Genomic DNA, 18,900 nt, shown 5'->3' on the forward strand with positions numbered 1-18,900 from the left:
GGTTGTGTTCGCGTGGGCGTTCAGGGCAGGGGCTGCTCCGCCCAGATGATCTTCCCGTGCGGGGTGTACCTGGTGCCCCAGCGCTCCGCCAGCTGCGCCACCAGGAACAGGCCCCGGCCGCCCTCGTCGGTGCTCGCCGCGTACCTCAGGTGCGGCGACGTCGTGCTGCTGTCGGACACCTCGCAGATCAGCGTCCGGTCGAGCAGCAGCCGTACCCCGATGGGGCCGCGCCCGTACCGGATCGCGTTGGTGACCAGCTCGCTCAGGATCAGCTCCGCGGTGAACGTCAGCTCCTCCAGGCCCCAGTCGGTCAGCTGCCGGGTGACCGAGGCCCGCATCTCGGACACGGCCGCCGGATCCGACGGCACCTGCCACTCCGCGACCCGGTCGGTGCCCAGCACCCGGGTCCGGGCCACGATCAGCGCCACGTCGTCACTCGGCCGGGCCGGCAGCCGGTCGAGCACCGTACGGCAGGTCTCCTCGGGAGAGGCGCCGGGCGTCCGGCGCAGCGCGTCGCGCAGCAGGTCGAGACCGACGTCGATGTCCCGGTCGCGGTCCTCGACCAGCCCGTCCGTGTACAGCACCAGCCGGCTGCCCTCCTCCAGTTCCAGATCGGCCGTCTCGAACGGCAGCCCGCCCAGCCCCAGCGGCGGCCCCGCCGGCAGGTCCGGGAACTCCACGCTGCCGTCCGGCCGTACCAGGGCCGGCGGCGGATGCCCGGCCCGGGCCAGGGTGCAGCGCCGGGACACCGGGTCGTACACCGCGTACAGGCAGGTCGCGCCGGTGATCGCCGCGGCACCGTCCGCCGGGGTCTCGTCCTGGTCGATCCGGCCCACCAGTTCGTCCAGCAGCCCGAGGAGTTCGTCGGGCGGCAGGTCCAGCGAGGAGAAGTTGTGCACCGCCGTGCGCAGTCGGCCCATCGTGGCCGCCGCGTGCAGCCCGTGCCCCACCACGTCACCCACCACCAGCGCCACCCGCGCCCCGGACAGCGGCAGCACGTCGAACCAGTCGCCGCCCACCCCCAGCTGCGCCGGCAGATAGCGGTACGCGATCTCCAGCGCACCCTGCTCGGGCAGCGACCGCGGCAGCAGACTCCGCTGCAACGTGACCGCCATGCTGTGCTCGCGGGTGTAGCGGCGGGCGTTGTCGATCGACACCGCCGCCCGCGCCACCAGCTCCTCGGCCAGCGCCAGGTCCTCCCCGTCGAACGGCTGCGGCTTGTCCGCCCGCCAGAAGTTCGCCACCCCCAGAACCAGGCTGCCCGCCCGCAGCGGAACCGTGAGCAGCGAATGGATGCCGTACCCGACGACCTGCTCGGTGCGCTCCAGGTCCTGCGCCCGCCAGCCGGCCGCCTCCCGCAGCCGGGACTCCACCACCGACTGCCCGGTGGTCAGGCTGCGCGCCTGCGGCGACGTGGCCACGAACCGGATCCGCTTGCCCACCGGATACAGCGGGGCGTCCTTGCGGACACCCGTGGACGCCGTACGGCGCAGCGCCGTGCCGGGCTTGGGCTCCTCGCCGCCCAGCACCGCGTCGAACAGGTCCACCGTCGCGTAGTCGGCGAACCGGGGGACCGCCAGCTCCGCCAGCTCCTCCGCGGTGCGGGTCACGTCCAGGCTGGTGCCGATGCCCACCCCGGCGTCGTACAGCATGTTCAGCCGCTCGCGCGCCACCTCCGCCCGCCCCGACAGGGCCCGCAGCTCGGTCGAGTCACGCAGTGTGGTGACACTGCCGGGCGGACCGCCGCGCAGGTCGGTGGGGCGCTGGTTGATGGCCAGCAACCGGTCCTTGACCAGGTGCACCTCGTCCGTCGCCACCCGGCCCGAGGACAGCAGACCCGCCGTCTCCTCGTCCAGGCCGAGGTCCAGCACATGCCGCCGCTCGGCGTCCGGCGGCAGGTCCAGCAGCCGCTGTGCCTCGTCGTTGGCGAGCAGCAGCCTGCCGTTGCCGCCCACGATCAGCACACCCTCGCGGACGGCGTGCAGCACCGCGTCGTGATGCTCGTACATCCGGGTCATCTCGTACGGCCCGAGGCCGCGCGTCTGACGCAGCAGCCGCCGGCTGACCAGCGCCGTGCCCGCGGTGGCCAGTGCGAGCGCCGCCGCGGCCGCCGCCAGGAGCAGCGGCAGCTGCTGGTCGGCCGCCCCGCCCACGTGTGCGGTGGTGATGCCGGACGACACCAGACCCACGACCTTGCCGGCGGAGTCCTTCACCGGCACCACCACCTGCACCAGCGGCCCGATGGTGCCGTGGATGTGCTCCACCACCGTGCCCCCGGCCAGCGCCGGCCCGATGGTCCCCACGAACTTCTTGCCGATGCGGTCCGGCTTCGGGTGCGTGTAGCGGATGCCGTCGGTGTTCATCACCACGATGAAGTCCACCCCGGAGGCCTTGCGGGCGGCCTCCGCGCGCGGCTGCAGCACGGCCGTCGGATGCGGCGACCGCAATGCCGCCACCGTGCCGGGCGCGTTGGCGAACGTCACCGCGACGGCGAGGGATCGGTTCTGGGCCTCCAGGTCGCTGTCGTGCCGCACCTGCAGCACCTGCGCCACCACCGCCGACACGACCAGCAGCAGCACGATCACCACCTGCAGCACGAACACCTGCCCGGCGACGCTGCGACCGCTCACCGCAGAACGCAGCACCCCCGGACGCGAGCCGTTCGCGCCGCTCCCGTCCGGCTGCCGCGCGCCGAGCGACGCACGCGGATGCCCGAACGAGCGAGGCGGCCGCGTGTCGGGCCGGCCGGGCAGTCGCACCATGAGCCCATGTCTACACTGCCCGGCCCCGTCAGGCGAGACCGTCACCCGAGGTGACCGCCACGAATCGCGGCGCGCTCCCCTCATCGGCGGGGCGCGGGCGCCGCGCGGCGGGTGGCCAGCAGCAGCGCCACGTCGTCGGGCCGGTCGGCGGCGTGCCGGGCGGTGGCCGTCAGCCGGTCGGCCATCCCGGCCAGGGAGCGCCCGCCACGCCGCCCGGGCGCCGCACCGGCCCGCGCCAGCGCCAGCCGCAGCGCCTCGATCCCGTCGTCGATGTCGGCGCCGGGCCGCTCGACCAGACCGTCCGTGTACAGGGCGAGGACCGCGTCCGGCTCCAGCAGCAGCTCGGTCACCGGATACCGGGCCCGCGGATCCACGCCGAGGACGACACCGCCCGGAATGTCCAGCGCCCGGGTCCGGCCGTCCGGAGCGCGCAGCAGCGGCGGCAGATGCCCCGCCCGGGCCACCCGGGCCCGCCCGGTGGCCGGATCCAGGCGCAGATAGCAGCAGCTGGCGAACTGGCCCGGGTCCAGGTCGATCAGCAGGTGGTTCGTCCCGCTCATCACCTCGTCGGGCGGCCGGTCGCCCAGCGCGAACGCGCGCACCGCGCTGCGCAGCTGCCCCATCGTGGCCGCCGCCTGCACCCCGTGCCCCTGGACGTCGCCGATGACCAGCGCGAGCCCGTCGCCCGCCTCGACCACGTCGTACCAGTCACCGCCCACGTCCATGCCCTGCGTGCCCGGCAGATAGCGGCCCGCCGTCTCCACCCGCGGGTGCGCCGACAGCCGCCGGGGCAGCAGCGCCTGCTGCAGGCCGCGGGCGAGCGCGGCCTCGCTGTCGTAGCGCTGGGCCTTCTCCATCGCGTGCGCGATCAGCCCGGCGAGCGCGGTGAGGGCCGTGCACTCGTCGCTGCTGAAGCTCCGCGGCCGGTCGAAGCCGAGGATGCAGGAGCCCACCGGCCGCCCGGAGGCGATCAGCGGCAGGAAGGCTCGGGCGCCCTCCTCCGCGTCCAGCGGGATGCCCGGGTAGGTGGCCGCCATCTGCTGCATCGACTCGAAGAACAGCGGGCGGCCGGTGGTGAGGGTCTCCACGCCCGGGATGTGCGCGTCCAGCCCGACACCGTCGAACGGGGACAGGAAGCCCTGCGGGAAGCCGGTCTCCCAGGCCAGGTAGAGATGCCGGTCCTGCAGCAGGTAGATGGCCAGGCGGCGGCCGCCGAACGCGGGCAGCAGCTCCTGCATGACGACCGCCGACACCTGCTGGGCGGTCACCGCGTCCGTGAGCGCGATCGCGAGCGCGATGGGCCGGTACAACGGCTCCATCGAGGGCCCGCCGGCCACCGCGCCCTCCGGCTCGTGCGGCTCCGGCGTCGGCTCTACGGGCGCGTCCATCCGGCTGGCCGGGACCAGGGTGCAGGTCAGCAGGTCGGCGCCGGGATGGACGGACAGCGCGAGCCACTCGCCGCCGGCCGGCTCCCCGCGGTGCCCGGCGGGACGCCGGACATGGACGTGCACCGACTCGGGGGACAGCAGCGCGCCGCGCAGGTGATCGTCGTACGGCGGACCGCTCAGCCACGGCATGGCCTCCCACACGGGCCGGCCCAGCAGACCCGCCCGTTCCCGGCCCGCCAGCCGGGCCGCGGCCGGATTGGCGTACACGATCACACCCAGCCGGTCCAGGCAGAACACCCCCTGCGGCAACAGGTCGGCCGCGCCGTCCGCCGAGACGGCCGGACCGGGGTCGAACACGAACCCGCCGACCTCCGTCCCGTCGCCGGCCGCCGCCGGCCAGAGGTCGAGCAGCCGCGGGGCGCCGTCCCGGGAACGCACGCGCAGCGGCGTGGGAGGCGGCTTCCCGGCGGCGGTCTCGTGCAGCGCGGACAGTATCCGGTGGGAGTCCCCCGGGGCCACGGCGTCCGCGAGCGCCGGGCCGCTGCCCGCGACCTCGCCGGGACCGAGGCCGAGCAGGGCGTGCAGCCGGTCGTCGCCGCGCACCGCCGAGGTCGCCGGATCCCAGGCGAACCGCCCCACGCGCGCCTCGGCCGGCCCCACCGAGGGCGGCCGCACACACAACGGCTCCCCGTCCCAGACGACCGCCGCCGCACCCGAACCACCGGCCGCCGGGCCCGCGCCGCCCGCTCCCGGGCCCGCGCCGCCCGCTCCCGGGCCCGCGCCGCCCGTCGCCGCCTCCCCGCCCGCCGCACCCGTGCCGCCCATCGCCGCGCTCGCGCCACCCGCTGGCGCGCCCATGCCGCCCGCGGTCACACCCGTGCCGCCCGCCGCCGCGAGGACGCGCAGCTCCGCCCCCAGGTCCTCGGCGAGCCGGGTGAGCAGGTCGCGGTCGAGCAGCTCGTCCACCGAGTCCGCGGCCGGGCGCAGCACCGTCAGCACCCCCAGGGGCTCGTCCTCACCGGGGACGGGTGTGTACACCGAGCCGAACTGGAACGGCAGGCCCGCCGCGAACTGTGGATAGCGGCGCACCGTCTCCGCCGCGTCCGACAGCACCACCTGGACGCCGAGCCGGTAGGCGTCCGACACGGGGAACGGCCGGGCCGTGTGCAGGCGCCACCAGGGCCGGAAGAGCGGTCCGGGCAGCCCGACCAGCACCGCGAGCCGCAGCAGCCCGGGCGTGGAGGACCGCAGGTACACGCCGGCCACGCGTGCCCCGGCCGCTCCGAGCGCGCTGGTGGAGGCGTCGACGAGCAGCGCGGCCAGCCGGGCCCGCGCGCGGACCACCTGCTCCCCGCTCCCAGCCATCGGCCCTACCTCGTCCCGTGCGCCGCCGGGTGGACACAGCAAGAATGCGACAGATCGGCGCCGGACCGCACCTGGGCGGACAGGATCGGCAGCGGCGAGCGCGGCGGGCCGGGCCTCGCGGCGCGGGCGCGCGGGGTCTCCGGGCGTGCGGTTCCGGCGGCCGCCACGGCAGGCCGAGCCGTGCGGTGCGGGTGTGCGGGGTCTCTGCGTGCGGTTCCGCCCGGTCCGCCACGGCTTCGCGCGGCCGGTCACCCGCGTCGCCGAGGCCGTCCGCGCCCACCCCGAACAGCCGTACACCACCGCGGACCTGGCAGAGGTCGGCGGGATGAGCGCCCGGTGGCTGCAAGAGGTGTTCCGCCGTCAGGTCGGCACCACCCCCATGGCCTACCTGCGGGACATCCGCATGGACCGCGTCCGGGACCGTACTGCGGCGCGCGGAGCCGGAGTCGACGACCGTGGCCGACGTCGCCCGTCGCTGGGGCTTCGCCCACCAGGGCCGCTTCGCCGAGCGGTACCGCGCCCGGTTCGGCGAACCGCCCTCGCGGACCCTGCGCTCCCGCTGACCGGACGCCGGCTCACACCTCTGCCCCGCCCGGGTGGCGGGACTCCGGCCGGGCTCCTAGTAATGGTCACCGTAATGCCGCGCGCCGCACGCGGGGGCGCAGGTGCGGCCGCACCCTTCTTCTGGAGCCGAGATGACGACCCGCTCTCCGTCCCCCCGTCCCGACGATTTCGCCATACCCGACGCAGCAGCCGTCACCGGCCTGGCCACGCCCCCGCCCGACCCCGGAACCCGGCCCGACGGGCCCCCGGAGAAGCACCCCGAGCCCACACCCGGCGACAGCGCCGTGCCCGACGGCAGCGTCGCGCCCGCAGACAGCGATCCGTTCGGTGATCCGCTGTACGGCCTGCTCCGCACGGCCGTCGCCGACCGCCCGCTGGAGGACGTCGTCCGGCTCATCAGCCTGCTGGACGGCTCGCCGGAGCACGCCCGCGCCACCGCCGACGCCCTGCGCGCGGCCGGCATCGGCCGCCCCGTGGAGGACGTGATGCGCCTGGTCACGCTGCTCGCCGAGTCGCCCCGGGGCACCGGCAACGCCGACGAGGCGATCCGCGCCGCCGCGGAGCGCCGTCCCGTCGAGGACGTCAGCCGGCTGATGGAGCTGCTGCGCCGCACGCCCCTGGAACCCCACTGCGGGCAGGCCGCCGTGAAGGCGGCGGCCGGCCGTCCGGTCGAGGACATCGCCGAACTGGTCGGCCGACTGGTCGCCGAACGCGCCCGCCGCGAGGCACCCCCGCCGGACGCGACGCTCCCCGTCCCCGTCCTGACGGCGCCCATGCCCGTGGTCGCGCCCGCGGCGGCCGCCCGCGCCGGCAAGGGGCGCGCGGACCCCCGCGGCCCGGCCGCCCGCACGGCCACGGCCGCACTGTGGGGCGCCCGGTTCGCCTCCCTGATGGCGTTCCTGTGCGGGGTCGCCCACGCCCCGCGCTACTGGACCGGGCCGTCCCACGGCGTCCTAGGGGCCACCATCGTCGTCTCGGCGCTGTGCGTCCTGCTGGCCATGGCGCTGCCCTCGCGGGCATCGGCGTTCCGGCTGCTGGCGGCGGCGGGCGCGTTCATGGTGACGGCGGTGCTTGCCGCCGGGCACGTCCTGGCCGGCCGGTTCGGCCTGCCGAACGCCGCCCGGATCCAGGCCGCCGTCCTCGCCCCGCCGTGGATCGCCGGCGCGCTGGCCGCGGCGGCGGCGATCGCCGCGCTGGCGGTCCTGCTCACCACGCTGACCACGGCGAACGGGCGCCACGGCGAACGGCGCTGACTCAGCCCGCCGGCCGCCCGGCCGGCCTCAGCACCAGGTGGCCGTCCGTCCGGGCGGCCACCATCGCGAACGAGGCCGTATCCGCCTCCAGACACAGCGCCACGTCCTCGGGATGCACCCCGGCGAACCCGCGGCGCACGCCCTCGGCGAGCCGGGCGGCGGCATCGGACCGCCGGGCCCGGTCCAGATACGGCTCCGGGCCGGCGGCGGCACGGCCGACACGCGCCGCGATGTACTCGGCGCAGGCCCTGTCCTCCTCGGCCCGTCCGCCGTCCCCGGTGACGACGAAGGTCACTTCGTCCGGTGCCACTCCCCGCAGCAGTTCCGCGGTCGCGCCGGCCACCGCGAAACTCGCGCAGAGCAGCAGCCCGGCACCGGACGCGGCCAGCGCACCCGCCGTCCCCGCGGTCGTCTTCTGCACGATGGTGCGGCCCCGCACGTCCAGAGAACGCAGCCGGGCCGGCGAGTTGGCCAGGTCGAACCCCGGCAGCGGGGCACCGTCCTGGAAGGCCGGCCAGCCGGGGTGACGGGCCTTCAGCTCCAGCGCCTCCTCCCGCGTCGAGGCGAACACGATCCGCTCGGCACCGCCCCGGAACGCGCACGCGGCCACGGTGAACGCGCGCAGCACGTCGACGACGACGGCGACCTCGGGGGCCGCGGGCACGGAGTCGATCCCCGTGAACGTGGATTTCATCGTCCGATGGTGCCGGACGCCGGCGGCACCGGGTGGGCGGAGCGCATGGTGCGCAGGGCGAGGAGCAGTACGGCGATGTCGTCGAGGTAGACCGGGTCGGGCAGCAGGTCGGTCGGCAGGACGAGATACAGCACCGCGCCCCAGAACACCCAGCGGGGCCCCGTCGGCAGCCCGGCCCGCCGCAGGGTGCGCCGGGTACGGACCAGCCGTACCAGTACGGCGACGGCGACGGCGAGCAGCACCGCCGCGACGACGGCGGCGGTCACCAGCAGGATCGTGGTCGTGTCGTCCATCCGGCCTCCAGCCCTCAGGCTGCCAGGATTGCCCGGCCCCGCACAACGGGTCCGGTCATGTGCCCTTCCCCGGCCGGGAGGTGAACCGCAGCCGGTCCCAGGTCCGGGCCAACTGCTGCAGGGCAGAGGCGGATTCCGTGCCGACTGGTTCCTGCGGTGCCAAAGCGGCGGGCGTGTCACGGTAGGCGGCCAGCGCCTCGTGGGCCCGCTCGGCGGCCTCCCGGTACAGGTCCCGCGACTGCGTCATGGCCTCCAGCGCCTCGGCGTACCGCGCGACCCGCTGCCGTTCGCGCTCCAGTTCCTCCTGCGGGGTCATCAGGGTCCAGTTGTCCCGCAGGTCGGCCAGTGCCTCCGCGCCGCCCTCGGGCAGCGGCCGGGGCAGGGCGACGTAGCGCCGCAGGACCTCGACGAGCCCCGCCGGCTCGCTGCCGTCGAGGAAGACGTCCCGCACCCGGTGGTCCGGCCCGTCGTAGCCGTCCGGCGCAGGGTCCGGGGGGAGCAGTACGGCGCCGCCGCGCGGCACCTCGACGCCGAGGTCCTTCAGCGCCCAGTTGACGGCCCGCAACTGGTGCGGCGCCGCCCGGTGTTCCACCACGCGGTGCCTCAGGCCCGGCGGCAGCAGGCCCGTCAGCGGCAGCCGGCCGCGCTCGTCCGGGGTCATCGCCTCGTGCACGACGACGTGCACGCACCAGGCCTGCCGGGCCGCGTCCCGCAGCCGGCGCCGCATCTCCTTGTCGTCCGTGGGCAGCGCGTTGACCTGCCGGAAGCGCAGGCCCGCGACGCTCGGGTGGTGGTCCCAGGCGCCTGCCTCGCCGTCGTCGCCGGCCTCCGGCCAGAACAGGGTCGCGGGCGACGGCCACGCGTCGTCCCAGGGCCGCTCCGCCTCCGCGACGAGTGTCCACTCGTGCCCCTCCGGGTGGCCCTCGCGCGGTACGAGGGTCAGGCGGGCCCGCACCGTGACCGTGCCGCCGGCCCGCCAGCGCGCCTCGAAGACGCGCCGCGCGGAGTCCTCGTCCGGGGGCGGCTCGGCGAAGTCGTCGATGTCCCCGTCGTCCCTGCGGCGGCGCAGGGCGCGGCGGAGGATCTCCTCGGGGGCGGGGCCGGTGTGACGGCCGCGGGCCGCCCAGAGGCTCTGCGGGACGGTGGCGTGGTCGGTGGCGGAGTTCGACATGGGCCAATCTGCTGATGGGGGCGGGTGCGTCTACCAGTATCACCGCCGTGCGCCCCGAGCCGGGGGGTGGGTGCCCGGGGTGTCGCGCGACTGGGCGCGCGCAGGCGGCGCGGGGGCGCGCCATGTGCGGCACCCGTACGCCGCGCGTGCGCCGCGAACGGGAGGGGCGCGCAGGCGTCGCGCGAACCCGGCGCGACGGCCGCCGGCCCGGCGCCTCGGCACCGGCAACGGCGGGAACCGCCGGGCCCGGCGCCTCGGCACCGGCAACGGCGGGAACCGCCCCCGCAAGGGCTTGAACTGCCCCCGCAGTATGGCGCGAACCGCCCCGGAACGGCGTGAGCCGTCCCCGCGCATGGCGCGAACCCGCCCCCGCGCATGCGCGAACTGGACTCACGCACGGTGCGAACCGGCCCCGCCTACGGCGCGAACGGCCTCCGCGCTCGGGGTGTGCGCCCCGCGCGCGGGGTGTGCGTGGAACGCGTCAGGCGACCGCGGTTCACACGTGTCCGTGCGTTCGCGTGGCCCCCACAATGGGCCGTCGAGGGCCCGCCCGTCCATCCGCTCAGGGGCGGGCCCCGTTCACCGGGCCTAACGCGGTCGGGCAGCGCGGCGGAGCGGAGACGCACGCGTCCGTCCGGCGGTGTACCGGCGTCCGGGGCCTACGCCCCGCTCTCCCGCAGCATGTCGGCGCGCTCGACGAGCTTCACGCGCTCCCTGCCCTGCGGCTCACCGAGAGCCCGCTCGGCGGCGTCCAGCTTGTACCAGCCCTCCCAGGTGGTGAAGCGGACCTCGCGCTCGGCGAGGAAGGTGTCCACCGCCTCCGGCTCGGGCGCCGACGGGGCGTGCAGGCGGCCGTTCGCGTAGTCGTCCAGCAGGTTGGACACCGTCTCGTTGGCGTCGCCCTTGGTGTGGCCGATGAGGCCGACCGGGCCGCGCCGGATCCAGCCGGTGACGTACGTCGACTGCAGGTGGGCGCCGCCCTCCTCGATCACCCGGCCACCCTCGTCCGGGACGGTGCCCGTCTCCAGGTCCCAGGGCAGCTTGGGCAGCTTCTCGGAGAGGTAGCCGACGGCGCGGTAGACGGCGGTGACGTCCCAGTCCTTGAACGCGCCGGTCCCCTTGACGTTGCCGGTGCCGTCGAGCGCGGTGCGCTCGGTGCGCAGGCCGGCGACGCGGCCGTCCGCGCCGAGGATCTCCGTGGGGGACTCGAAGAAGTGCAGGAACAGCTTGTGCGGGCGGTCGCCGGCGTCCCGGATCGCCCAGTTCTCCAGCGTCTTGGCGACCATGTCGGCCTGCTTGTTGCCGCGGCGGGTCTCGATCGAGCCCGCGTCGTAGTCGATGTCCTCGGGGTCGACGATGACCTCGATGTTCGGGGAGTGGTCCAGCTCGCGCAGCTCCATCGGGCTGAACTTGGCCTGCGCCGGTCCCCGGCGGCCGAAGACGTGGATCTCCAGGGCCTTGTTGGCCTTGAGGCCGTCGTACACGTTCGGCGGGATCTCCGTCGGCAGCAGTTCGTCCGCCGTCTTGGCGAGGATCCGGGCCACGTCGAGGGCGACGTTGCCGACACCCAGGACGGCGACCTTCTCGGCCTCCAGGGGCCAGGTGCGGGGGACGTCCGGGTGGCCGTCGTACCAGGAGACGAAGTCCGCGGCGCCGTAGGACCCGTCGAGGTCGATGCCCGGGACGCGCAGCTCGCGGTCGGCCATGGCGCCGGTCGAGAAGATGACGGCGTCGTAGAACGCGCGCAGGTCGTCCAGGCTGATGTCGTTCGGGTAGTCCACGTTGCCGAAGAGGCGGATCTGCGGCTTGTCCAGCACCTGGTGCAGGGCGGTCACGATGCCCTTGATCCGCGGGTGGTCGGGGGCCACGCCGTACCGGATCAGGCCGAACGGGGCGGGCATCCGCTCGAAGAGGTCGATGGAGACGCCGGGCTCGGCGGCCACCTCGGACTTGAGCAGGGCGTCGGCGGCGTAGATCCCGGCGGGGCCGGCTCCGACGATGGCTACCCGCAGGGGGCGCGGCATGATCAGGTTCCCTTCGAGCGTGGATGGCGACTCGACGGGAAGCCTAAACTAAGGCAGACCTAAGTTGGTACGAGGGTCACGTCTATGACCTCATAAGCGGACCTTATGACTTCTCCAGCGTGGCCTTATGAGGCCGGGGCCGCCGAAAGGCGGCTTCGCGGGCCGCCCCCTCCCCTCACGCGGGACGTATCACCCGGTGGATCGCCGACTCCCCGGCGCCGTAGATCGACTCCTCGCGGATGTACGACCCAGGGCCGGGCGCGTGCACCATCATGCCGTCGCCCGTGCAGACGCCGACGTGCCGGTCGTCGTCGAAGAAGAGGACGAGGTCACCGGGCTCGATGGTGGCGAGCGGGACCGGCGTGCCCGCGAACGCCTGCTCATGCGCGGCCCGCGGCAGCGTGACCCCGGCGGCCCGCCAGGCTCCCTGGGTGAGACTGGAGCAGTCGTAGGAGTCGGGCCCGGTGGCGCCCCAGACACACGGCTTGCCGATCTGCTCGCGCGCGAAGGCCAGCACCTTACCGATACGGACGGCGTGCGCCGACTCCGTCGCGGCGGTGGGCGGGGTGGTGGGCATTGCGGCGAACGAGCCCGTGTCCGTCAGCCGCCGGATGAAGGAGCCGCTGTCCGTCAAGGGGTCGATCACACGCGGCGGGGTGACCTCGGGCCGGCGAGCGAGGGAGCCGGTGTCCGTCAGGGGATCGACGGCGGCGGCCCAGATGTGCGCGCCGCTGTCCGTCAGGGGATCGACGGCGGCGGCCCAGACGTGCGCGCCGCTGTCGGTCAAGGGATCGGAGCCGGGCGGCGGCGGAGCGAAGGCACCCGTGCCGGTCAGTGAGGCGAAGGTCCCGGTGTCGGTCGGCGGGTCAAGGGCCGCCGGTGGAGCGAAGGCACCCGTGCCGGTCAGTGGATCGGCGGCCGCCGGTGGGGCGAAGGTGCCCGTGTCGGTCAGCGGGTCGGGGTTGGCGGGCAGGGGGAGGGGGGCTGGGGTCCGGAACACGCCCGGTGCCGCCCATTGGGGTCGGCGCCACTGTTCCCCGGGATCTGTGACGGACCGGTCCGCCGCAGGACCCGGCGCGCTCGGCGAGGGCGGGGACTGGACCGTGGCGAGGGGGAGGACGGACCGCGCCGTGTGACGGAACAACAAGTCGCCCGCGGCGGCGAGCTTGCGCCGGGTGGCCGACTTGCTCTGGGCGGGGGAGGGGCGCCGTGCCGTCTCGGCGGTGGCGGACCCGGGCTGCGCCGCGAAAGGGAGCGGGAGTGCCGCGGAGTCGGCGCCCGACCGTTCCGGAGGGCCGCCACCGGGCAGTTCCGGCAGGCCGACGCCGGGCGGCAACGCTCGCGCCGTGAGCTCCGGAGCCGGTCGCCCGGTCAGTGCCGCAGTCGCGCGGCCGGCCGGCTCCGGCAGGGCGGCCGAGCCGGTTGGCTCCGGCAGTGCGAGCCGGTCGTACTGTTCCGCCGGGGTGGCCCGGCCGGTGAGTTCCGCGAGGGCTGACGGGCGGTCCGGCTGCCGGCCGGCGGGCAGCGCGGCGGGCACGGTGGGCCCGAGTGAGGCGCGTGCCAGGTCGAACCATGGCCGGGCCACCTCGTCCAGACCCGGATCCGGGCGCAGCCCGACCGGCCGCTTCGCGAGGTGAACGCCCCGTGACCGCGCGGCCGCCGCGCGGGTCGCGTTGAAGTTGCCGGTGGCGTCCTCCGCCCGGTCGTAGAGGGAGTTGATCCGCTGCCGTACCTCGTCGCGGCTCTCCGGCGCCATGGAAGACGTGCTCCTTCCTCGCCCCGCAGGGCAGTTGGGCCGACGCTCTCCCGAGACCACCGGGTTCACCGCCCCAAGGGCAGCCCGGCGGGTTCGCCCGGGCGGAGCCGGTCGGCCAGGCGTCAACCTAGCCAACTTGTGTGGCTCCCGTGAAGGTTGACGGCCGGAATGTCCGATACATATTCGTGATGTTCGCCATGACGTTCGGGCGGGTACAGCATCTTGCCCAGCCGGTCCGGCCGCGGTTCCCATGAGGTTTCGGTGAATTCCCGCGACGGTTGAACACATCGGCGCCGCCCCACGTATCAGCCCGGGGGAACTCCACGCCCGAACGGCTACGAGACGCAGGGGTACGACCTTGGGACGCAACAGGCGCAGACGCCCGACCGGCGCACAACGCGCGACCTTCGCAGCGATCGCTCTGATGCTGGGCGGAGGAGGGCTGGTCGCGGTCAATGTCTACGCCTCGGCCAGCGACGGCGATGGGAGCGGGCAGGGCGCGCCGACGGCCACCGGGCAGATCAAGTCCGCCGGCATGGCCACGATCGACTGCCCGGACGTCGGGACGAAACTGACGGATGTGCCGCAAGCGGCCCGTGCCGACGTAAACCGCGAACTCTCCCAGCTCGACCAGCAGACGGCGGGCGCCTACCGTCAACTCCAGCAGTCGGCCCAGACCGTCCGAGAGGACCCCGGCAGCGCCGACGGCACGATCATGAACCCCTTGAAGGAGAAGCGCGCCGCCACGATCCTGCGGATCGCCGACGCCATCGACAAGGCGGGGAACCGGCCCGAGGGACTCGAATCCCTGGCCGCCTGCACCCTGCGCCCGGGCGAGGGCGGCGACGCGGCCGGCGCCGGCCAGAACGGCGCAGCCCCGAGCGCGTCCGGCCAGGACCAGAACGGCGGCGCACAGAACGGGACCGGTCAGAACGGCGACGGCCAGAACGGCGACGGCCAGAACGGCGACGGCCGGAACGGTGGCGGCCAGGCCGGCACCGGCCAGGGGGGCAACGGGCCCGTCGCCTCCGACTACCAGGACATCACCTCCGTACAGCCCAACGTGTCCACCCCCGCGCCCCAGGCCGACGCGTCCCGCGGCAGCTTCACCTCGGACTGCGGCGTCAACGCCAACGGCCTGCGTAACTCGGACAACGTCATCACCTCACCCGGTGTCACCAACGGCGCCCACCACTTCCACGACTACATCGGCAACCAGTCCAACAACGCCTTCGCCAGCGACGACGACCTGGAGAAGGCCGACACCAGCTGCGTGGACAAGGGCGACAAGTCGACGTACTACTGGCCGGTGCTGCGCCTGCAGAACGGCAAGCAGGAACGGGACGCGGGAGCCCCGGGCGGCGGCACGGAGGGCAACGCGGGCCAGATCGTGACCCCCAAGGAGGTCACCCTCACCTTCGTCGGCAACGCGCGCGGCAAGGTCACCGCGATGCCCCGCCTGCTGCGGATCATCACCGGCGACGCCAAGGCCTTCGTCAACGGCCCCGCCAACGCCAACGCCTCCTGGAGCTGCACCGGTTACGAGGACCGGCAGCTGAAGGACAAGTACCCGCTGTGCCCGGCCGGCAGCGACGTCGTACGCAGCTTCCAATTCCAGAGCTGCTGGGACGGCCGCAACACCGACAGTGCCAACCACCGCACCCACATGGCCTTCCAGGCCCCCGACGGCTCCTGCCCTGCGGGCTTCGAGCCCGTTCCGCAACTCGTGCAGCGCATCGTCTACGACGTCGACGCGCCGAGCCTGAAGGACGGCGGCCGTACGGTCCCGCTGTTCGCGGTGGACTCCTTCCCCGAGCAGCTGCACAAACCGGTCACCGACCACGGCGACTTCATCGCCATCTTCGACGACGGCCTGATGCGGCAGATGGTCGACTGCATCAACTCCGGGCGCACCTGCGGCCCCGGCGGCGACTCCGGCGCCACGACGGCCCCGGACCCGGGCGCGAGCAGCGGCGCGGGCCCGACGGCCGGCGCGAGCGAGCCGCCGCGCGCCGAGGCGTCGACCTCGCCCGCCGAGCCGGGAAAGACCACCGCACCGGGCAAGACGCGGCACACCGGCAATCCCAGGGCCACGGAGACCGCCAGGGGCGGCGACAGCGGAAAGGGAGCGGGCACCGGGAAGGGCACGGGCCACGGCACTTCCGGGGATGCCGGAACGTCGGTCGGCTCCGGAAAGTCCGGCAGTTCGGGAACGTCGGACGGCTCCGGTGCGGCCGGTGACTCCGCGACCGCCGGGAAGACCACGCAGCCCGGCCGGTCCGGCGAGGCCGGGTCGGGTTCCACCGAGACCGCCGCCGGCGGCGAGGTGGGCCAGGCCACCCAGACCCCGCAGACCACCACCCCCACCGGCCAGGACACCCCGCCTCCCGTCGCGCAGACCGAGCCCCAGGGGACTCAGGGCGGCGGACTGGCCGACACGGGCGCCCACCTGTGGCCCGCGGCCATCGGCATCCTGCTCGCCCTCTCCGGCCTCGTCCTGTTCCTCCGGGCCAGGCGCAGCACCTACTGATCGGCCCCCGCCTGGCTCCGGTAACCACCGGGGCCAGGCAGGCGGCACCCGCACACCGCCGCCCGCGCCGTCCCGCTCCAAGCCGTCAGTTCAGCCGCAGCGTCCGCTTGGCCAGTTCGTATGCCGGCAGCATCGCCTCGTGCTCCTCGGTGTCCAGGCCGCCGAGGTGCACCACGACGGGGCCGTGCGGCGTGACGACGGCGAAGGCGCACTCCTTCTTCGTCTCGTCCAGGACCTTGCTCGTGTAGAGGTAGTCCACCTCCACCCCGGAGAGGCCGCCGGCCGTGAACGTCCGGTACCGCTCCTCGCTCACGTTGTCCTCGGCTGCGACGAACGCGCGCAGCACACCGCGGGCGTCGGTGTCGCCGGGGCGGCCGGTCCACACGCGCAGGAAGCCGATGTCACCGGCCGGCTTGGCGTCGATCTCGCAGGCCGCGGTGACCGGCCCCTGGTGCATCAGGGCGTCGGCCACCGAGCGCCCGAGGTCGCCGTCGGGGCCGTCGGCCGCCTTCGACGCCGCCGCGCCGGCGTCGATCGACCTGGGCTTCCAGTGCGCGGCGACGTCGAAGTGGACGGGCAGTTCGCAGGCGGAGCCGGTGGCACCGACCGTGCCGCCCCGGGCTGCCACGCGTACCGTGCCCGACGCGCTCGGGTGGGCCGTGCCGTCGGCCCTCGACGGTCCGCCGCTGTTGCCCGCTGCCCCGCCGCATCCGCTCAGCGCCGCTGCCAGCAGCATCGCCGCCACGCTCGCAGCCGCCGCTCCGCCCCGTGTGTTCCCCACTCTGTTCCCCGCCCTGACCTGCACTCTTTACTCCCCTGTGGTCCAGGCGGACACAGTACCTGAGGCCCCTGGCGACGCCGTAGGGGAATTCAGCCGCCGTCCCGGCGGCAGTGCAGGAAGAGATGCGGCTCGGCCACGGCGTCCGGGTGGTCCGGGGTGAACAACACGCTCTCCTCGGCGAGCACGCTCAGACCCGCCCCGGCCACCAGCGCCGTGAAGTCCGCGGCGGCGAAGCTGGTCACCCGCACCGGCTGCCCCATGAAGAGGCCCTGGACGTCCTCCAGGTCCAGGGGCACGGTGGCCAGCGCGACGAGCCCGCCGGGCCGTACCGCGCGCGCCAGGCGGGCGACCACCGCCCGCTGCTCGGCCCGGGTCATCTGCAGCAGCGAGAAGTACACGCACACGGCGTCGAACGAGTCGTCCGGCAAGGGGAAAGCGCGGATGTCGGCACGGCGGAACTCGGCGCCGGGCACCTGTTTCGCGGCCAGTTCGGTCATCACCGGTGAGACGTCGACGCCGAGCACCCGGTGCCCCGCGTCGGCCAGGGTCCGCGCGGTGGGCCGGCCCGTCCCGCTGCCCACGTCCAGCACCCGGCTGCCCGGCTCCAGCCCGTCCAGCAGCCGGCGCAGGGACGCCCGGTGGGCCTCGGACCCGGCGAACGCCCTCTCGTATTCCAGGCCCAGCGCGTCGAACACGACGGCTGCCGGTACCTCGCGGTCCTCCTCGGGCACAACGGCTCCTCACGTGTTTGCGGCCGGCCCCGCCCGCACGGCAGGGTTCGGGTGTGCCTACCCTCCTGATCGTCCATCACACCCCCTCGCCCAACTGCCAGGCGCTGTTCGAGGCCGTCGTCGCCGGCGCGACGACCCCCGAGATCGAGGGCGTCCGCGTGGTCCGCCGGGCCGCCCTGTCCGCCACCGCCTCCGACGTCCTGGAGGCCGACGGCTACCTGCTCGGCACCCCGGCGAACCTGGGGTACGTCTCCGGCGCCCTCAAGCACTTCTTCGACCAGGTCTACTACCCCTGCCTGGACGAGACCCGGGGCCGCCCCTTCGGCTACTACGTGCACGGCGGCAACGACGTCACCGGTGCCGTCCGCGCCATCGAGTCCATCACCACCGGCCTCGGCTGGCGCCCGGCCACCGGGGCGGTGACCGTCACCGGCGAACCCGGCAAGGCCGACGTGGAGGCCTGCTGGGAACTGGGCGCCACATTGGCCGCCGGACTGGCCGACGCCGACGCCTGAACCACCGGCCGGGCGTCACGGTTTGCGGGCCACCGCCACGTACACGGGCTGCTCGGCCTGGACCCGCATGCCCGGTTCGGGGTGCCAGCGGGTGGCCGTCACGACGCCCGGCTCGCAGATCTCCAGGCCGTCGAGGAACCGCGTCACCTCGGCGGCCGAGCGCGCCTGCAACTCGGTGCCCCCGGACCGGTAGACGGCGTCGATGCCCTCCCAGACGCCCGGGTCGGCCTCCCACGTGATGTGCGAGATCGTCAGGTGACTGCCCGGCGGCAGGGGTTCGAGGAGCGTGGCGACGACGCCGTACGGGTCCCGTTCGTCGGTGAGGAACGGCAGCAGTGCGATGAGCGACAGCCCGACCGGACGGGTCAGGTCCAGGTGCTCGCGGGCGTACTCGACGATCTTCTCCGGCTCGCGGACGTCGGCGTGCAGATAGGCGGTACGGCCCTCCGGCCGGCCCTGGAGCAGCGCCTCGGCGTGCCGCAGCACGATGGGATCGTTGTCGGCGTACACCACCCGGGCGCTCGGGCTGACGTCCTGCACGATCTGGTGCAGGTTGGGCTCGGTGGGGATCCCGGTGCCGACGTCCAGGAACTGGGCGACCCCCTGGTCCGCGACGTAGCGGGCGGCCCGGTGCATGAACTCGCGGTTCGCCCAGGCGATGTCCTTGACTCCGGGCAGCAGCCGCATCACCTCCCGCGCCGCGTCCGCGTCGACGGCGTAGTGGTCCTTGCCGTCCAGGTACCAGTCGTACATCCGCGCGGAGTGCGGCCTGCTGGTGTCGATGCGGTCCGGGCTGAATCCGGTGTCTGTCACGTCACCTCTCCCTGCTGATGGATGTCCGTGCGGGCGCGGCCGGGCCGTCCGCCGGGGCATCGCCCGGCCCCGGTGGACGCGGGCGTCCCGCGGCGCGGGCGAATCTACGGCAGAACCGGTGCGAATGCCGCCGGCCCGGCCCGGCAGGCATCAGATCCGGCCGTCGCCGGCGGGGGCCCGGCGGGTGATCGTGACGGGGCGGCCGGGCCCGGGGCGGTCGGCTTCCGCCAGGGGAGCCGGGCCCGGTTTGGGGCGGGTGC

General features: G+C 74.7%; 14 protein-coding genes. 4 read left to right on the top strand and 10 right to left on the bottom strand.

All coding sequences use genetic code 11. The features are described 5' to 3' along the window. Positions 1 to 20: 20 nt before the first annotated feature. Positions 21 to 2,762: a SpoIIE family protein phosphatase gene (locus tag ABZ854_RS11615; protein WP_361207945.1), complete on the bottom strand. Its 2,742-nt coding sequence runs from the start codon at positions 2,760 to 2,762 to the stop codon at positions 21 to 23. Positions 2,763 to 2,842: 80 nt separating this feature from the next. After that, complete coding sequence (locus ABZ854_RS11620) at positions 2,843 to 5,515, bottom strand: SpoIIE family protein phosphatase (RefSeq protein WP_361207948.1); 2,673 nt, start codon at positions 5,513 to 5,515, stop codon at positions 2,843 to 2,845. Positions 5,516 to 5,970: 455 nt separating this feature from the next. On the opposite strand from ABZ854_RS11620, the gene ABZ854_RS11625 reads away from it, so the two are divergent. Continuing rightward, complete coding sequence (locus tag ABZ854_RS11625) at positions 5,971 to 6,078, top strand: helix-turn-helix domain-containing protein (RefSeq protein ID WP_361207951.1); 108 nt, start codon at positions 5,971 to 5,973, stop codon at positions 6,076 to 6,078. A gap of 132 nt (positions 6,079 to 6,210) precedes the next feature. Next, positions 6,211 to 7,332: a hypothetical protein gene (locus ABZ854_RS11630; RefSeq protein WP_361207954.1), complete on the top strand. Its 1,122-nt coding sequence runs from the start codon at positions 6,211 to 6,213 to the stop codon at positions 7,330 to 7,332. A gap of 1 nt (position 7,333) precedes the next feature. Here ABZ854_RS11630 and ABZ854_RS11635 read toward each other — a convergent pair whose 3' ends face one another. The 5 genes from ABZ854_RS11635 to ABZ854_RS11655 form a co-directional block, all read right to left on the bottom strand. Then, positions 7,334 to 8,026 carry a 2-phosphosulfolactate phosphatase gene (locus ABZ854_RS11635; protein WP_361207957.1) on the bottom strand — a complete coding sequence of 231 codons (693 nt, stop codon included), beginning with the start codon at positions 8,024 to 8,026 and terminating at the stop codon, positions 7,334 to 7,336. After that, entirely contained in the window at positions 8,023 to 8,319 is a 297-nt protein-coding gene (locus ABZ854_RS11640; RefSeq protein ID WP_361207959.1) for a DUF1232 domain-containing protein, read from the bottom strand. Before ABZ854_RS11640 ends, ABZ854_RS11635 begins: the two co-directional genes overlap by 4 nt. Positions 8,320 to 8,374: 55 nt before the next feature. Further along, positions 8,375 to 9,490, bottom strand: coding sequence for a hypothetical protein (locus ABZ854_RS11645; protein WP_361207962.1), 1,116 nt, complete (start codon positions 9,488 to 9,490; stop codon positions 8,375 to 8,377). A 659-nt stretch (positions 9,491 to 10,149) separates the two neighbouring features. Beyond that, positions 10,150 to 11,514, bottom strand: coding sequence for an FAD-dependent oxidoreductase (locus ABZ854_RS11650; RefSeq protein ID WP_361207965.1), 1,365 nt, complete (start codon positions 11,512 to 11,514; stop codon positions 10,150 to 10,152). A 175-nt stretch (positions 11,515 to 11,689) separates the two neighbouring features. Further along, positions 11,690 to 13,270: an NlpC/P60 family protein gene (locus ABZ854_RS11655; protein ID WP_361207968.1), complete on the bottom strand. Its 1,581-nt coding sequence runs from the start codon at positions 13,268 to 13,270 to the stop codon at positions 11,690 to 11,692. Between the two features lie 424 nt (positions 13,271 to 13,694). On the opposite strand from ABZ854_RS11655, the gene ABZ854_RS11660 reads away from it, so the two are divergent. Continuing rightward, a complete protein-coding gene (locus ABZ854_RS11660) occupies positions 13,695 to 15,800 on the top strand; it encodes a DUF1996 domain-containing protein (protein WP_361207971.1) in 2,106 nt (701 codons plus the stop codon). An 85-nt stretch (positions 15,801 to 15,885) separates the two neighbouring features. Here ABZ854_RS11660 and ABZ854_RS11665 read toward each other — a convergent pair whose 3' ends face one another. Both ABZ854_RS11665 and ABZ854_RS11670 read right to left on the bottom strand, forming a co-directional pair. After that, a complete protein-coding gene (locus tag ABZ854_RS11665; protein ID WP_361207974.1) occupies positions 15,886 to 16,536 on the bottom strand; it encodes a lipoprotein in 651 nt (216 codons plus the stop codon). A gap of 134 nt (positions 16,537 to 16,670) precedes the next feature. Continuing rightward, positions 16,671 to 17,312, bottom strand: a complete 642-nt coding sequence (locus ABZ854_RS11670; RefSeq protein WP_361207977.1) for a methyltransferase domain-containing protein — start codon at positions 17,310 to 17,312, stop codon at positions 16,671 to 16,673. 53 nt (positions 17,313 to 17,365) lie between these two features. Here ABZ854_RS11670 and ABZ854_RS11675 point away from each other — a divergent pair, with 53 nt between their 5' ends. Continuing rightward, entirely contained in the window at positions 17,366 to 17,827 is a 462-nt protein-coding gene (locus tag ABZ854_RS11675; protein ID WP_361207980.1) for an NAD(P)H-dependent oxidoreductase, read from the top strand. A gap of 15 nt (positions 17,828 to 17,842) precedes the next feature. On the opposite strand, the gene ABZ854_RS11680 is transcribed toward ABZ854_RS11675, so the two are convergent. Then, entirely contained in the window at positions 17,843 to 18,640 is a 798-nt protein-coding gene (locus ABZ854_RS11680) for an SAM-dependent methyltransferase (RefSeq protein WP_361207983.1), read from the bottom strand. Between the last annotated feature and the right edge of the window lie 260 nt (positions 18,641 to 18,900).

The organism is Streptomyces sp. NPDC047028, from assembly GCF_040644095.1.
GTDB lineage: Bacteria > Actinomycetota > Actinomycetes > Streptomycetales > Streptomycetaceae > Streptomyces.

Excerpts from the sequence above, each read along its gene's own strand:
- ABZ854_RS11615 (WP_361207945.1), bottom strand. The coding sequence starts at position 2,762 with ATGGTGCGACTGCCCGGCCGGCCCGACACGCGGCCGCCTCGCTCGTTC.
- ABZ854_RS11620 (WP_361207948.1), bottom strand. The coding sequence starts at position 5,515 with ATGGCTGGGAGCGGGGAGCAGGTGGTCCGCGCGCGGGCCCGGCTGGCC.
- ABZ854_RS11630 (WP_361207954.1), top strand. The coding sequence starts at position 6,211 with ATGACGACCCGCTCTCCGTCCCCCCGTCCCGACGATTTCGCCATACCC.
- ABZ854_RS11635 (WP_361207957.1), bottom strand. The coding sequence starts at position 8,026 with ATGAAATCCACGTTCACGGGGATCGACTCCGTGCCCGCGGCCCCCGAG.
- ABZ854_RS11640 (WP_361207959.1), bottom strand. The coding sequence starts at position 8,319 with ATGGACGACACGACCACGATCCTGCTGGTGACCGCCGCCGTCGTCGCG.
- ABZ854_RS11645 (WP_361207962.1), bottom strand. The coding sequence starts at position 9,490 with ATGTCGAACTCCGCCACCGACCACGCCACCGTCCCGCAGAGCCTCTGG.
- ABZ854_RS11650 (WP_361207965.1), bottom strand. The coding sequence starts at position 11,514 with ATGCCGCGCCCCCTGCGGGTAGCCATCGTCGGAGCCGGCCCCGCCGGG.
- ABZ854_RS11655 (WP_361207968.1), bottom strand. The coding sequence starts at position 13,270 with ATGGCGCCGGAGAGCCGCGACGAGGTACGGCAGCGGATCAACTCCCTC.
- ABZ854_RS11660 (WP_361207971.1), top strand. The coding sequence starts at position 13,695 with ATGCTGGGCGGAGGAGGGCTGGTCGCGGTCAATGTCTACGCCTCGGCC.
- ABZ854_RS11665 (WP_361207974.1), bottom strand. The coding sequence starts at position 16,536 with ATGCTGCTGGCAGCGGCGCTGAGCGGATGCGGCGGGGCAGCGGGCAAC.